This window comes from Arthrobacter sp. FX8 (assembly GCF_026723805.1).
GTDB lineage: Bacteria > Actinomycetota > Actinomycetes > Actinomycetales > Micrococcaceae > Arthrobacter.
The window spans coordinates 590,848-605,006 of sequence record NZ_CP113505.1 but is presented as its reverse complement, the minus strand read 5'-3'; the positions used below and the strand labels follow the sequence as shown (position 1 = coordinate 605,006).

Here is a 14,159-nt window from a genome sequence, read left to right as displayed (position 1 = left end):
GCGGAAGCTGGCCGGGTGCCTAGTCGTCGCCGCGCAGGATGGCCAGCAGGCGGATGATCTCCACATACAGCCAGACGAGGGTGACGGTCAGCCCGAATGCAGCCGTCCAGGAGAAGCGCTGCGGGGCTCCGCTGCGGACCCCTTCCTCGATGCTGGTGAAGTCCATGATCAGCGAGAAGGCGGCGAGGCCGATGGCGAGCAGGCCGATGAAGACGCCCAGCGGGATCCCGAAGATCTCGACGCTGCGCAGGCCGAAGGGCTGCTGCAGGGCGCCGGTCCACATCAGCACCATGTTGACCAGGGCAAACACGGCGTAGCCGATGATGGCGATCATGAAGAACCGCATGGCCTTGGGGGTGGCCCGGACCTTGCCGCTCTTGAAGAGCACCAGGGTCACGGCAAATACGGACAGGGTACCGATGACCGCCTGCAGCCCCACACCGGGGAATTGGGTGTCGAGGATCCTGGTGAGTCCGCCGAGGAAGAGGCCCTCCAGCGCCGCGTACGCAAGGATCAGTGCCGGCGAAGGCTGCTTCTTGAAGGTGTTGACCAGGGCCAGCACGAACCCGCCCAGGGCGCCGACAATCATCAGCATTGACGCCAGCGGCAGGCCCACCGTGAGGGTGATGGCTGCGCCCACCAGCACGGCGCCGAGGCAGGCCGCGGTCTTCATGATGACGTCGTCGAACGTCATCCTGCCGGTGTCTGCGGGGCCGGCCGAGGGCTGGCTGTACATCTGCCGCAGCTGCTCGTCGGTCATGCTCTGGGGTTGCGTGCCCCAGCCCTGCTGGCCGTAGGGCTGGCGGCCGTACGGTGCCTGGCCGCCATAGGGCTGCTGGCCGTAGGGAGCGCCGTAGGGAGCCTGCGGGACAGGCGGTGCCTGGGTGGCTCCACGGAAATTCTTTCCGTTGAAGATCGGGTTGCCGCCAAGTGCCATTGCGGGATTCCTCCATGTGGATGTGGGTGATGAGCTTTTTGTTACGCTACCAATTCCCACGCGGAGGCAGCCGGGAAAGTTCCCTTGGGGCCCGGTTGCAACCGAACCGTGACCGTTGCACCTTTCCAGGCACCCGGCCCCGTGCGGCGAACTACCCCACCCCCAGGTAGGCCTCCTTGATGGACGGGTCGTCCAGCAACTGCTTTCCTGTTCCGCTGTGGGTGATCTCCCCGGTCTCCAGCACGAAGGCGCGGTGTGCCCCGGCCAGGGCCTGGTTGGCGTTCTGTTCCACCATCAGGACGGTGGTGCCCTGGTTGTTGATTTCCTTGATGATCTTGAAAATCTGGCGGATGAACTGTGGTGCCAGGCCCATGGAGGGCTCGTCCAGGAGCAGCAGCTTCGGGTTGGACATCAGGGCCCGCCCAATGGCCAGCATCTGCTGCTCGCCGCCGGACATGGTGCCCCCGTACTGCTTTTCCCGCTCCTTCAGGCGGGGAAACAGGTCGAACACGCGGTCCAGGTCCTTCCCCACCCCGCTTCTGTCCTTGCGTCCGAAAGTGCCCATATCGAGGTTTTCCATGACGGTCATGCCCGGGAAGATACCGCGGCCTTCGGGGGCCTGGGAGATTCCGTGGACCACCCGGATATGGGCCTTCATCTTGGTGATGTCCTGGCCGGCGAACATGATCCGGCCTTCCGAGCAGTTCAGCAACCCGGAAATTGTCCGCATCGTGGTGGTTTTGCCGGCACCGTTGGCGCCGATCAACGCCACGACTTCACCTTCATCCACGGTGAAGGAGATGTTCCGCAGGGCCTGGATGCGGCCGTAGTGCACGGAAACGTCCTTAAGTTCAAGCAACGTCATCTTCGGGCTCTCCTAGGTAGGCGGCAATAACGCGCGGGTCCTCGCGGATCTCGCGCGGCAGTCCATCCGCAATCTTCTTCCCGAATTCCAGCACGACGATCCGGTCCGTGACGCCCATCACGAGCTTCATGTCGTGCTCGATCAGCAGCACGGTGTAGCCCTCATCCCTGATGGTGCGGATGAGCGCCATCAGTTCTTCCTTTTCGGCAGGATTGAATCCGGCCGCAGGCTCGTCGAGGCACAGGACCTTGGGATCGGTTGCCAGGGCCCGGGCAATCTCCAGGCGGCGCTGGTAGCCGTACGGCAGTTGCCGGGACAGGACATGCGCGTGGCTGCCGATGCCAACGAAGTCCAGCAGGGCCATGCCCCGTTCGATGGCGGACTTCTCCTCCCTGATGTGGGTGGGCAGGCGCAGCAGCGCCCCGCCGACGCTGGTCCGGTGCCGGGCGTCCAGGCCCACCACCACGTTTTCGAGGGCGGTCATCTCACCGAACAGGCGGATGTTCTGGAAGGTGCGGGACAGGCCCAGGCGGGTGATCTTGTGCTGCTTGATGCCGTTCAGGACCTGGCCTTCCAGCACCACCTTCCCGCTGGTGGGCTTGTAAACGCCGGTCATCGCGTTGAAGCAGGTGGTCTTGCCGGCGCCGTTGGGCCCGATGAGGCCAAGGATCTCGCCCCGCTTGATGTTGAAGCTGATGTTGTCCAGCGCCACGAGGCCGCCGAACTTGATGGTCAGGTTCTGGACTTCCACGATGTTGTCGCCCACTTTGACCGCGATGTCGCGGTCCGGGGCCACCTTCTCGGCAAGTTCCGGGTCCACGCCGGCCTCTGCCAGGGCTTCGATGTCGATCTCGGGCGCAACAGCCGCGGAGCCATCACTTGCCGGCTGTTCCTCCACGCTGCTGGAGCCGCCGTGCCTTTCCTCGGAGCTCATGCCTCCGCTCCTCTCTGTCCGGCCGCCCGGGTGTCGGGACCGGCTGGTGGATTGTCCGTGTCCTTGGGCTGGGTGACCTCGCGGGTGACCACCTTGTTCAGAGCAGTCCGTCCGTAGGCGAGCAACCGCTGCCGTGCCGGGAGCAGTCCCTGGGAACGGAAGATCATGATCAGCACCAGGGCAATGCCGAAGATCAGGTACTTGTATTCGGCAATGGCCGTGAACCTCAGCGGGATGTAGCTGACCAGGGCGCCGCCAAGGATGGCACCAACCTTGTTGCCCGCTCCGCCAAGCACGACGGCGGCGAGGAACAGGATGGACGTGGTGACGTCGAATTTCTGGTTGTTGACGAACCCCACCTGCCCGGCGAAGAGGGCGCCGGATAGTCCGCCGATCGCTGCGCCGATGGCGAAGGCCCACACCTTGTATTTGAAGGTGGGAACGCCCATGATTTCGGCGGCGTCCTCGTCTTCACGGATGGCGATCCAGGCGCGGCCAACCCGGCTGCGTTCCAGGTTGCCTACCAGGAGGGTGACGATGATGATGATGGTCAACGTCAGCCAGTACCAAGGCACGCCGTTCGAGTTGGAGAAGATGGGCGTTCCGTCAGCCTCGGTACCCGGCGGGTGGCCAACGTTCTGGAAGCCCACCTGGCCCTTCATTGCCGGGATGATCGTGGCCAGGATGCGGACGATTTCGCCGAATCCGAGCGTCACGATGGCCAGGTAGTCGCCTCGAAGGCGCAGGGTGGGGACGCCCAGCACTACGCCGAAGAACATGGTGACGGCCATGGCGATCGGAATGGTCCACAGGTATGGGATATGCAGGAAGGGCGAGTCCGGACTGGTCAGCATTGCTGCGCAGTAGGAGCCCACGGCAAAGAAGGCGACGTATCCCAGGTCCAGGAGGCCGGCGTATCCCACCACCACGTTGAGGCCGACGGCGATCAGTGCGAACCGGGCCATGTCGAAGCAGGCCAGGGCGAAGTTGTTGCCGGGCTCGGTGGTGATGATGGGCGGGTTCATCAGCGGGAGCAGGTAGGCCAGGACGACGACGATAATCAGGAACGCCCACTGCTGTTGCCGGGACAGTGCGTGCCACCGGTCGGAGAAGTACCCGGACTTGCGTCTGCCCCGCTGGCGGAGGTCGCTCTTTCCTGCGGCCTTCGAGGAAGCTTCGCGGTCCTCTGCTGCCTGTTGGGCCGCCGCTGTCTGCAGCGGTGTGGGGCCGTCCGTCATGCTCATGCTTTGCTCCTTCCAAGGGAGGTTCCCAGGATGCCTTCGGGCCGCAGCAGCAGCACGAGCACCAGCACCACGAAGGCCACGACGTCAGTCCACTGCGAGTTGCCCAGCAGGATCTGGCCGTAGTTGCCGATCAGGCCGAGCAGCAGGCCGCCCAGCAGGGCGCCGCGGACGTTGCCGATGCCGCCGAGCACAGCGGCCGCGAAGGCCTTGATGCCCAGGACGAATCCGCCGCTGTACTGGACACCGGACGGGATTTTCATGACATAGAACAAGGCGGCGGCTCCTGCGAGCAGGCCTCCGATGACGAAGGTGGTAATAATGATGCGCTCTTTGTTGACGCCCATCAATGTTGCGGTATCAGGATCCTGGGCAACGGCCCGGATGCCGCGGCCGGTGCGGGACTTGCTGATGAACCTGTCGATGCCCACCATCATGATCACCGCGGCGATGATGATCACCAGCTGCTGGGAATCGATGATGGTGCCGAAGACGTCGAAGATGGGGGTGGGCCGGAACATGGTCAGGGCAAGCTCGGGGCTGGGACCACGCCACAGGTAGATCAGGTACTGGATGGTGAAGGAAGCACCAATGGCCGTGATCAGGAAGACCAGGCGGGGGGCGTTGCGTCGCCGAAGGGGTTTGTATGCGATGCGTTCCAGCAGGAAGGCTGTGACGGCCGAGGCAACCATGGCCAAAACCAGCGCCAGCAACAGGTTCAGGATGATCGCCCAGATGTCGAGCCGGGGAACCGAGGGGCCGAAGCCCAGGCTGCTGAGGGTGAAGAAGACTGCGTAGCAGCCGACGATGAACACTTCCGAGTGGGCGAAGTTGATCAGGTTCAGCACGCCGTAGACCAGGGTGTAGCCCAGCGCTACGAGCGCGTAGATGGCCCCGAAGGTGAGGCCGTCAAAGGTGGCACTCCAGAAGTTCTGGGCCAGGGACGGTATGTCGAAGGTGATCCAGTCGTTTTCAGTCGGGAGTAGTGGGACAAGAGAGGGAAGCATGGGAACATCCTGATCCAGTTGCACGCGGCCTTGTGGGCCCGGCCGTGGGACTTGTGTCTATTGACGTAGTTTGGTCCTGGGCTGCTGCCAAGCGAAGAAAAGGCTGTGGGGGCCTGCTGATGCTGGCCCCCACAGCCATTGTCTTGCGCCGGGCTGCTACTCCCCGATGGGGCCGATGGGAACGATCTTCCCGTTTTCCACCTTGTAGCCGTACACGGTCGGGGCCTGGAGCTCGCCCTTCGCATCCCACTTGTAGTGCTTGCTCAGGCCGTCCTTGTCGTAGGCCTTGACCCAGGCAAGCAGGTCGGCGCGGTTCTGCTTGCCGGCGTCGATCCCGGACAGGAGCACGGTTGCGGCGTCGTAGCCCTCGATGGAGTACGTACCGGGTTCTGCACCCTTGGCGATGTCCTTGTAAGCCGATGCAAAATCAGGAATCAGCTCACCGGGGATGCAGGGGCAGGTGAAGTAGGCGTTGTTGGAAGCGTCGCCTGCCTGCTTGATGAACTGGTCATCCTTGACGCCATCCGGTGCCACGAACGTCCCCGTGAACCCCTTGCCGACCAGCTGCTGGTCGAACGGGGCGCCCTCTGCGTAGTAGCCGGCGTAGAAGACGGCGTCCGCCTTGGCGTTCATGATCTTGGAAATGACTGCCGAGAAGTCCTTCTGCCCGGTGGTCACCTTTTCCGTCCCGGCCAGTGCGCTGCCCAGGCCGGCAGAGGTGGAGGTTCCCAGGCCGATGCCGTAGTCGGAATCATCCTGGACCAGGTAAACCTTCTTGGCGCCAAGCTTCCCGGTGAGGAACTTGGCGGCCGCCGGACCCTGGACGGCGTCATTGCCGAGGCCCCGGAAGAAGGTGGTCCAGCCGTTGTTGGTCAGGCCCGGGTTGGTGGCCGACGGCGTGATGTGCACCAGGCCCTTCTGCTCGAAGATGTTGCCCGTGGCTTTGGACTCACCCGAGAACGGGAGGCCGACCACACCCAGGATGTCCGGCTCGCTCACCAGCTGGGTGACGGGGCCGGTGGCCTTGTTGGGGTCGCCTTCGGTATCGAACTTCTTGAACTGCACCTGGCAGCCCGGGTTGGCCTTGTTGTGCTGGTCGATGGCCAGCTGGATGCCGTTGAAAATGTTGACGCCGAGCTGCGCGTTGGGGCCGGTCTGGGCGCCGGCGTAGGCCAGCGTGGTGGTGGACGGGCAGGTCGCCTTGCCGTCGCCGGCGGGCTTGACCGCGCCGGAGGGAACGTCCACTTTCGAAATGGCGGGGATGTTCACTTTGTTGGACGAGCCGGAGCTCTCGGTGTTGCTGGGGCCTGCTTGGTTGGCGCAGGCCGACAGCAGCATGCTGAACGTGGCTGCCGCTGCCAACGAAGTGAGGACTTTCTTTCGGTACATTAATCTGCCTTCCGAAACAGGACCGTGCGATGCGGGTGCGGAACGGGCGCTGTGGCGCCCGGAGCGGGACCAGGTATTCCTGATTTAGCTTCAAGCTAGTGCATAGACGCCAGCGAACCTAAGTGACTGAGGTCACAGCCTTATAACAGTAGTTTCCTGTGGGGCATTAAACGCCGAAAGCCGCCTGCTGGGCAGGCGGCTTTCGGAACGCCGGGACGGCAGCGCCGTGCCGGGACAGTCTGTACCCCAGGTGGGACTCGAACCCACAACACGCGGATTTTAAGTCCGCTGCCTCTGCCAATTGGGCTACTGGGGCGCCGGGGTCAATGGTACCTGTGAATGGCACGTTGGCTGGAAACGCCGACGGCGGCCGGCCCCGCAAAGGGGACGGCCGCCGTCGGACGCTGTAAAGCGGGAGCAGACGCACTACTTGGCGTTGGCCGCCACCGTTTCCTTGGCAGCGGTGGTGGCGGTTGAACCAGAGCCGCCGGCCGGAACTGCCGCTGGTGCGGCTGCCGGCTTCGGGGCGGGGGTAGCTGCCGCGACGAAGGCGCCGCGGGGGTTGTCCAGGTCCATGAGCTGGGTGGTGTCCCGGCCGGCGAAGAAGCCGATGATCCAGTTGAAGATCACGCGGAACTTACGCTCGAACGTGGGCATGGCCATGCCGTGGTAGCCGCGGTGGGCCAGCCACGCCAGCGGGCCCTTGAGGCCGATCCGGCCCAGGAGGTTGATGTTGGCAACGCCCTTCCATTCGCCGAAGCCGGCCACCGCACCAAGGTTCTTGTGCTTGTAGTCAGCCAGCGGCTTGTCCCAGCGCGAAGCCCACAGGTTCTTGGCAAGGCGCTTGGCCTGGCGCAGGGCGTGCTGGGCGTTGGGGACGCAGGTGCCGTCAGGCAGGCCCTTGCCGGTGAGGTCCGGAACGGCGGCGATGTCGCCTGCGGCCCACGCGTTCTCCACGATGCCTTCGTCCCCGGCAATGCGCAGGTCCGGCAGGACGCGGACGCGGCCGCGGGGCTCGAGCGGGAAGTCGGTGGAGCGGACCATCGGGTTGGCCTGCACGCCGGCCGTCCACACCAGGGTGTCGGCTTCGAATTCCTGGGCGGGGGTTTTGTCCGGAAGGTTGATGAGCTTCAGGGTGCCTTCGGCGCTGTCCAGCGAGGTGTTCAGGAGGACCTCGATGCCGCGGCTGCGCAGGTGGTCCACAACCCACTCGGCCTGCTTGGCGGTGACCTCGGGCATGATGCGGCCCATGGCTTCGACCAGGACGAAGCGGACTTCCTCCTGCTTGATGCGGGGGTTGTTGCGCACGGCTGCGCGGGCGAGGTCTTCCATCTCGGTGATGCACTCGATGCCGGCAAAGCCGCCGCCGACCACCACGAAGGTGAGGGCGCGGGCGCGTGCGGCGGGGTCCGTCATGGTGGAGGCAACCTCGATGCGCTCCAGCAGCTTGTTGCGCAGCGCAACGGCTTCCTCGATGGTCTTCAGGCCAATGCCCTTGTCCGCGAGGCCCTTGATGGGGAACGTGCGGGTGATGGCGCCGGCTGCGAGCACGACGTCGAAGTACGGAATTTCAAAGTTTTCGCCGCCGTCGGCGGGAGCCACCACAGCTGTGCGGTTTTCGTGGTCGATCGAGGTAACGCGGCCCTGGATCAGTTCCGTCTGCTTGAGGTGCTGGCGGTGGGACACCACCGCGTGGCGGGCCTCGATGTTGCCGCCGGCCACCTCGGGGAGGAACGGCTGGTAGGTCATGTAGGGCAGCGGATCGACGACGGTGACGATGCCACCGGCATTCGCGATCTTCTTCTGCAGTTTCAGTGCTACGTACAGGCCGACGTACCCGCCGCCGACGACGAGTACCCTGGGACGGTCCTGGAGCTGTGGGGTGGTTGCCATAGTTTAAGGATAGCGCAGTTTGTGAAAATCTTCACTAACTTGCCCCCCGGTCCGTAACGTGCGGATTACTGCGCGATTGCACCTGTTCCACTACCCCTGTCTCCGGCTCCTCCCGGGCAAGGGCCGGGTTCCGGGCAGCCCTCCGGAGCGAGATGCCGGCAGCAGCGATGATCGCCACGAACAGGACGGCAAAACCGATCACGACGGCGGCACCGATGGCAGTGTCGCGCTGAGAGGGTGCCTTGGCGGCCGGGACGGTGGCGTCCGGCAGCGTGGGTGCCGCGATGGGCGCTGAGGTGGCGGTGGGCTGGGGAGTTGCAGGCGCGGCGTTGCCGCGCCGGTGCACGCGGATCCATTCGGCTACGGTGCCCAACGGGTTCACCGACACCTGGGGGACGTCGGCCTTGAGCGCGGCCTCGGCGTTCAGGATGCCATAGCCGTACAGCGGGTCCTTGCCCGGAGGGCCGGCATCCTTTGCCGTGGAGACGATCCTGTTGATCACCTGTTCGGCGCTCATGTCCGGCCACTTGGACCGGATCAGGGCGGCGACGCCGGAAACGATGGGCGTGGACCCGGAGGTCCCGGCCCACTCCGCGTAGCTCCCGCCGGGGAGGCCGCCCAGGAGGTTCTCTGCGGGGGCAGCCACCCCGATGCTGATCCCCTGCGATGAGGCGTCCACGCTGGCCACGTTCTTCCGGTCCAGGCCCGCCACGGTGAGTACGCCGGGGATGGTGGCGGGGGCGCCCACCTGGGTGTTGCCGCCCACGCGGTTGCCCGCGGCGGCAACGATGACCACGTCCTTTTGTTCTGCGTACAGGAACGCGGCGTCCCAGCTTTGCGGCCACTGCGGGGTGGTGCTGCCCAGCGAAATGTTGATCACCTTGGCGCCGTTGTCCACGGCCCAGCGGACGGCCTCGGGAATCTGGTCCTGGTCGCTTTTGCCCGAGGGGTTGGCCGAGCCCAGCCAGGTGGAAACGGACAAAAGCTGGGCCTCCGGCGCCACGCCCATGATCCCGTCCGGCGGAGTGCCGGGCTGCCCGGGACCCGGGCTGGGGCTTGCACTGGCCGGCTGGTGTCCGCGGCCGGCCAGCATGGTGGCCACCAAGGTGCCGTGTTCGGGTTTGGAGCCGACGCTTTTCTGGCCGTCGGGCTGGCCGGAGCCCGAGGCGTCGTAACCGCCGACGACCGCGCCTTTGAGGTCCGGGTGCTGGGCGTCGATGCCGCTGTCAATGACGGCCACCTTGACGCCGGCACCTTTTGACACCTCCCAGGCCTTGGTAATACCGGAGTCTGCCAGCCAGTATTCCTTGTCGCGCCATTCGTCGGCGTTTGCGGCGGGTGCAGTGAAGAGGCCGGCGCACAGGCAGGACGCTGCCAGGAGGACGGCTACGGCGGCGGCCGCCGCACGGGGCAGGAGCGGGATGGAAGCTGGGGTGGAGTGCATGGCCTAACCGATGCTCAGCGCGATGCCGTCGAGGATGTCGTGCTCGCTTGCGGTGGCCGCGGTGATGCGCCCCCGGTCAGCTCCCCCATCCGTTCCAGGATGCGGCGCCATACCAGTCCCCCGGCGCCGATGACGTCCACGCGTCCCGGGTGCATGTACGGCAGTGCCGCGCGGCGCGCCCGGGTCATGCCCAGCAGGTCGGTGGCGGCGGCGCGGACTTCCCCGATGGGGAGTTCGGCGCCGTGGATTGCGGCGGGGGAATACCCGGGCAGGCGGAGCGCGTGCGCGGTAATGGTGGTGACGGACCCGGCAACACCGACGACGGCGGTGGCGCGTTCCAGCGGTACGTCGCGCCCGGCGCGGACCATGGCAGCGTCCACGTCGGCTTCCGCGGCAGCGATCTGTTCGGCGGTGGGAGGATCGTTGCGCAGGTGCCGTTCGGTGAGCCGGACACAGCCGATGTCCACGGACTTTGCCGCGGTTACCCCGGCTGCGGTGCCGAGGACGAATTCGGTGCTTCCACCGCCGAGGTCCACCACCAGCACCTGGTGGCCGTCGAGGATGGGCAGGACGCTGCTGGCGCCGGCGAATGACAGTGCCGCTTCCTCGTCCCCCGAGATCACCTCAGGTTCCACTCCCAGCAGGTCCCTGATGCCGTCCACGAAGACGTCCCGGTTGCGCGCATCGCGGCTTGCGGAGGTGGCCACAAAGCGGATCCGCTCCGCGCCGTGCTCCTTAATCAGCCGGGCGTAGTCAGCCGCCGCGGCAAAGGTCCGGTCCAGCGCCTCCGGGGCCAGTTCGCCGGTAGCATCCACGCCCTGGCCCAGCCGGACCACGCGCATCTCCCGGACGACGTCGGTGAGGTTCGCGGCGCCGCTGCTGCGGTCGATGTCCGCAATCAGCAGCCGGATGGAGTTGGTGCCGCAGTCGATGGCGGCCACGCGGGTCATTCGGCGGCCTCTGCGGCGCCGGCGGACTTCCGCACGGGGGCAGGGCGCCCCACGATGTCCGGCAGGCCCTGCGGTCCGTGGCGGCTGAGGTCCCTGGACGGTGCCTCGCCTGTGGTGTCCCAGGCACCGTCGCAGTAGCACCTGTCCGCCGTCCACCATTCGCTGATCATGTCAAGCGCCTGGTCGCCCAGGGGATTGACGCCGCTGCCTGCCGCCAGGGAGTGGCCCACCAGGACGTGCAGGCATTTGACGCGCGTGGGCATCCCGCCGGCGGAGACGCCGTCGATTTCAGGCACAGCGCCGATGCCCGAACGCTCCCCGATGGCCGCACGGGCAGCGAGGTACTCCTCGTGTGCTGAGCGGTAGGCAGCCGCGAGCCCGGCATCGCCTGCCAGTTGTTCATTCATGCTGTTCATGACGCCGGCCGCTTCAAGCCTGGAAACCGCGGACGTGATCACCGGGTGCGTCAGGTAGAAGGTGGTGGGAAAGGGGGTGCCGTTGCTGAGACGCGGGGCGGTGGCAGCCACCAGGGGTTTCCACAGACGCAGCGCGCCGGAATCTCCACGACGTCGCGGACGGGGCGTCCCAGCTGCCTGCTCAGTACTTCAAGGTCGTGTGCTGTCGGTTGGCGGGATTCGTCCCGGGCGGCTGCCGTGTTGTGTTCCATGTTCGCGGGCCGTCCTTCCTGTGCGGTTCAGTCTGTGGCCGCGCGCCTGATGGACTCCCACAGGGAATCCACCCACGGCAGATCGGCGGGGTCTTGTGCTGCTGCGCCGGCGGGGCTACTGCTTTCTCCGGCCGGCTCATCGCTGCCAAAAACCCAGTAGCCGGTTTCGCCCGGCATAACCATGTTAATGCGGTCGCGGGCCTGCTGTTTGACGTAGTTGGGGTCCTGCCACCGCGAAACCTGCTGCCGGAGGGCATCGCCTTCCGCCTGGCGTGCGGCGATATCGGCATTCAGCGCGTCGATTTCGGCCTTTTTGTCGAAGAAGATCTTCACCGTGGGCGCCAGCATGATGGTGATGGCAATCATCACCACGGCCAGCGCCAGCATGCGGCCGGAGAACGCCTTGGCGGGGACAGGGTGCTGATCCTCATCGCCGTCCCGGACGCTCTTGCCGTCAACGGAACTGCTGCCCTTGCGTGCGGCGGAAGGCCCGGACTTGGCTGCCTGCGATGCCTTCGCCGCGGCCTTGCCCGCAGTTCCACGCCCCGGGTTATCGCCCGCCGGTGCTTTGCCCGTCGTAGCGGCGCCCTTGCCCGGCCGGAAATCCGCCCGGATGACCTCGGCACCGCCGGCGGATCCGTCGTCGGCCGTTTCCTTGGCTGGACGGGCGGGGGCGACCTTGGGAACTTTGGGGCGGCGGGTAGCCATGACACTCCTGAAACGCAGCCTGCCTGGGCAGCCACTATCTGTGCTGGACAAACACTGCTGAAACAAATGCTGCTGGAAACAACAGCGGTGGCTATGGTCTTTCAACCATAGCCACCGCGGATGGGTTTAGGCGGTTACTAGCCCTTGAAACGCGGGAACGCGCTGCGTCCGGCGTAGCGTGCGGCGTCGTCGAGTTCCTCTTCGATGCGCAGCAGCTGGTTGTACTTGGCGACGCGCTCGGAGCGGGCCGGGGCGCCGGTCTTGATCTGGCCGGCGTTGGTGGCCACCGAGATGTCGGCGATGGTGGTGTCCTCGGTTTCGCCGGAGCGGTGCGAGGTGATGGTGGTGTAGCCGGCGCGCTGGGCCAGGCTGACGGCGTCCAGGGTCTCGGTCAGGGAACCGATCTGGTTGACCTTGACCAGCAGGGAGTTGGCGGTCTTGGTGTCGATGCCGCGCTGCAGGATGGAGGGGTTGGTGACGAACAGGTCGTCGCCCACCAGCTGGACCTTGTCGCCGATGGTGTCGGTGAGGGTCTTCCAGCCTTCCCAGTCGTTCTCGTCCAGCGGGTCTTCGATGGAGACCAGCGGGTAGTCGGCCACGAGTTCGGCGTAGTAAGCGCTCATCTCGGTGGCGGAGAGCGCTTTGCCTTCGAACTGGTAGGCGCCGTCCTTGAAGAATTCGGAGGAGGCAACGTCCAGGGCCAGGGCGATGTCCTTGCCCGGGGTGTAGCCGGCGTTCTTGATGGCTTCCTGGATCAGGTCCAGTGCTGCACGGTTGGACGGCAGGTTCGGGGCGAAGCCGCCTTCGTCGCCGAGGCCGGTGGACAGGCCCTTTTCCTTGAGCACGGACTTGAGGTTGTGGTACACCTCGACGCCCCAGCGCAGGCCCTCGGAGAAGGTCTCGGCGCCGATCGGGGCGATCATGAATTCCTGGATGTCGACGTCGGAATCGGCGTGGGATCCACCGTTGAGGATGTTCATCAGCGGCACGGGCAGGACATGCGCGTTGGGGCCGCCCAGGTACTTGTAGAGCGGCAGGTCGGCAGAGGCCGCGGCTGCGTTGGCGACCGCCAGGGAGACGCCCAGGATGGCGTTGGCGCCCAGCTTGCCCTTGTTGGGGGTGCCGTCCAGGTCCAGCATGGCCTGGTCGATGCTGCGCTGGTCGGTGGCGTCGAAGCCGGTCAGGGCGGGGGCAATCTGGTCGATCACGGCGTCGACGGCCTTCTGCACGCCCTTGCCGAGGTAGCGGCCCTTGTCGCCGTCGCGCAGTTCGACGGCCTCGTGCTCGCCGGTGGAAGCGCCGGAGGGAACGGCCGCGCGGCCGATCTGGCCGTCGGAAAGCAGGACTTCAACTTCTACGGTGGGGTTGCCACGGGAATCGAGGATCTCGCGGGCGTGGATGGCATCGATAAGCGCCATGAATTTGCTCCTTATGGGCGATTAACGGGGGAATCAGGCAAAAAACTCGACGTACTCGTCAGGGACTAGCGTAGTCGAGAGTGGTCCGGGTTACTCAAACCGGCCGGGGCCGTGACGTCATGATGGCGCGTAGCCGCCTTGGTAACGGCGGACCGCGGCACGGAGGGCACGCTCAGCGTCCATGCCGTTGTCACGGGCGGAACGCACGACGGCGAGCAGCAGGTTTCCGAGTTCCTCCTCGCTTTGAGGGACGGCAGCGCCGTCGGGAAGCCCGAGGCCCGCGCGGGCGGCACGGTCCAGCGACTTTTGGGCCTTGGCCAGCGCCGGGAGGGCCTCCGGGATGCCCTCAAAGGCGCTGGGCCGCTCCGGGCGTTCGGCCCGCTTGACCTCGTCCCACTTCTGCTCGATCTCCTCAACGGTGGCCGGGAAGCTCTCCTGCAGGGAACCGTCAGGTTGGAACACGTGCGGGTTCCGGCGGATCATTTTGGCAGCCAGGCCGCGCGCCACGTCGTCGAACTTGAACGCACCGCGTTCCTCGGCCAGCCGGGCGTGCAGCACCACCTGGAGCAGGACGTCGCCCAGCTCGCCCTGGAGTTCGGCGTCGGGGTGACCCTCCTCGATGGTTTCGGCCACCTCGTACGCCTCCTCCAGGAGGTACTCCACCAGCGAGGCGTGTGTCAGGGCGCCCATCCAGGGACAGTGCTCA

At 65.9% G+C, this 14,159-nt stretch carries 11 protein-coding genes, 1 tRNA gene and 2 pseudogenes; all 14 read right to left on the bottom strand.

Annotation, left to right across the window (positions count from 1 at the left end; all coding sequences use genetic code 11):
• Positions 1 to 19 precede the first annotated feature (19 nt).
• A complete protein-coding gene (locus OUO20_RS02785; protein ID WP_056393472.1) occupies positions 20 to 937 on the bottom strand; it encodes a Bax inhibitor-1/YccA family protein in 918 nt (305 codons plus the stop codon).
• 151 nt (positions 938 to 1,088) lie between these two features.
• Positions 1,089 to 1,802 carry an ABC transporter ATP-binding protein gene (locus OUO20_RS02780; RefSeq protein WP_018770189.1) on the bottom strand — a complete coding sequence of 238 codons (714 nt, stop codon included), beginning with the start codon at positions 1,800 to 1,802 and terminating at the stop codon, positions 1,089 to 1,091.
• Positions 1,789 to 2,736, bottom strand: a complete 948-nt coding sequence (locus tag OUO20_RS02775; RefSeq protein WP_018770190.1) for an ATP-binding cassette domain-containing protein — start codon at positions 2,734 to 2,736, stop codon at positions 1,789 to 1,791. The genes OUO20_RS02780 and OUO20_RS02775 overlap by 14 nt, the downstream gene beginning before the upstream one ends.
• Entirely contained in the window at positions 2,733 to 3,980 is a 1,248-nt protein-coding gene (locus OUO20_RS02770) for a branched-chain amino acid ABC transporter permease (RefSeq protein ID WP_018770191.1), read from the bottom strand. The genes OUO20_RS02775 and OUO20_RS02770 overlap by 4 nt, the downstream gene beginning before the upstream one ends.
• Positions 3,977 to 4,984 (bottom strand): branched-chain amino acid ABC transporter permease, encoded by a 1,008-nt coding sequence (locus OUO20_RS02765; RefSeq protein ID WP_018770192.1) that lies wholly within the window; start codon positions 4,982 to 4,984, stop codon positions 3,977 to 3,979. The genes OUO20_RS02770 and OUO20_RS02765 overlap by 4 nt, the downstream gene beginning before the upstream one ends.
• 156 nt (positions 4,985 to 5,140) lie before the next feature.
• On the bottom strand, positions 5,141 to 6,373 hold the full coding sequence (locus OUO20_RS02760; protein ID WP_056393470.1) for a branched-chain amino acid ABC transporter substrate-binding protein: 1,233 nt from the start codon (positions 6,371 to 6,373) through the stop codon (positions 5,141 to 5,143).
• Positions 6,374 to 6,615: 242 nt separating this feature from the next.
• Positions 6,616 to 6,689, bottom strand: a tRNA-Leu gene (locus tag OUO20_RS02755).
• Between the two features lie 110 nt (positions 6,690 to 6,799).
• Positions 6,800 to 8,266 (bottom strand): NAD(P)/FAD-dependent oxidoreductase, encoded by a 1,467-nt coding sequence (locus tag OUO20_RS02750; RefSeq protein WP_134164553.1) that lies wholly within the window; start codon positions 8,264 to 8,266, stop codon positions 6,800 to 6,802.
• 34 nt (positions 8,267 to 8,300) lie between these two features.
• Positions 8,301 to 9,710 carry a S8 family serine peptidase gene (locus OUO20_RS02745; protein ID WP_018770195.1) on the bottom strand — a complete coding sequence of 470 codons (1,410 nt, stop codon included), beginning with the start codon at positions 9,708 to 9,710 and terminating at the stop codon, positions 8,301 to 8,303.
• A 3-nt stretch (positions 9,711 to 9,713) separates the two neighbouring features.
• A pseudogene (locus OUO20_RS02740) lies at positions 9,714 to 10,660 on the bottom strand (Ppx/GppA phosphatase family protein).
• Positions 10,657 to 11,327 (bottom strand): annotated as a pseudogene (locus OUO20_RS02735) (DUF501 domain-containing protein). Before OUO20_RS02735 ends, OUO20_RS02740 begins: the two co-directional pseudogenes overlap by 4 nt.
• A 27-nt stretch (positions 11,328 to 11,354) precedes the next feature.
• A complete protein-coding gene (locus OUO20_RS02730) occupies positions 11,355 to 12,035 on the bottom strand; it encodes an FtsB family cell division protein (protein ID WP_268002805.1) in 681 nt (226 codons plus the stop codon).
• Positions 12,036 to 12,172: 137 nt separating this feature from the next.
• A complete protein-coding gene (gene eno / locus OUO20_RS02725) occupies positions 12,173 to 13,453 on the bottom strand; it encodes a phosphopyruvate hydratase (protein WP_018770199.1) in 1,281 nt (426 codons plus the stop codon).
• Between the two features lie 117 nt (positions 13,454 to 13,570).
• Complete coding sequence (locus tag OUO20_RS02720; RefSeq protein ID WP_268002804.1) at positions 13,571 to 14,143, bottom strand: MazG nucleotide pyrophosphohydrolase domain-containing protein; 573 nt, start codon at positions 14,141 to 14,143, stop codon at positions 13,571 to 13,573.
• Between the last annotated feature and the right edge of the window lie 16 nt (positions 14,144 to 14,159).

Bases quoted from the DNA above. Each gene is read 5' to 3' on its own strand.
- OUO20_RS02720 (WP_268002804.1), bottom strand. From the start codon at position 14,143: ATGGGCGCCCTGACACACGCCTCGCTGGTGGAGTACCTCCTGGAGGAG.
- OUO20_RS02730 (WP_268002805.1), bottom strand. From the start codon at position 12,035: ATGGCTACCCGCCGCCCCAAAGTTCCCAAGGTCGCCCCCGCCCGTCCA.
- OUO20_RS02745 (WP_018770195.1), bottom strand. From the start codon at position 9,710: ATGCACTCCACCCCAGCTTCCATCCCGCTCCTGCCCCGTGCGGCGGCC.
- OUO20_RS02750 (WP_134164553.1), bottom strand. From the start codon at position 8,266: ATGGCAACCACCCCACAGCTCCAGGACCGTCCCAGGGTACTCGTCGTC.
- OUO20_RS02785 (WP_056393472.1), bottom strand. From the start codon at position 937: ATGGCACTTGGCGGCAACCCGATCTTCAACGGAAAGAATTTCCGTGGA.
- OUO20_RS02780 (WP_018770189.1), bottom strand. From the start codon at position 1,802: ATGACGTTGCTTGAACTTAAGGACGTTTCCGTGCACTACGGCCGCATC.
- OUO20_RS02765 (WP_018770192.1), bottom strand. From the start codon at position 4,984: ATGCTTCCCTCTCTTGTCCCACTACTCCCGACTGAAAACGACTGGATC.
- OUO20_RS02760 (WP_056393470.1), bottom strand. From the start codon at position 6,373: ATGTACCGAAAGAAAGTCCTCACTTCGTTGGCAGCGGCAGCCACGTTC.
- OUO20_RS02775 (WP_018770190.1), bottom strand. From the start codon at position 2,736: ATGAGCTCCGAGGAAAGGCACGGCGGCTCCAGCAGCGTGGAGGAACAG.
- eno (WP_018770199.1), bottom strand. From the start codon at position 13,453: ATGGCGCTTATCGATGCCATCCACGCCCGCGAGATCCTCGATTCCCGT.
- OUO20_RS02770 (WP_018770191.1), bottom strand. From the start codon at position 3,980: ATGAGCATGACGGACGGCCCCACACCGCTGCAGACAGCGGCGGCCCAA.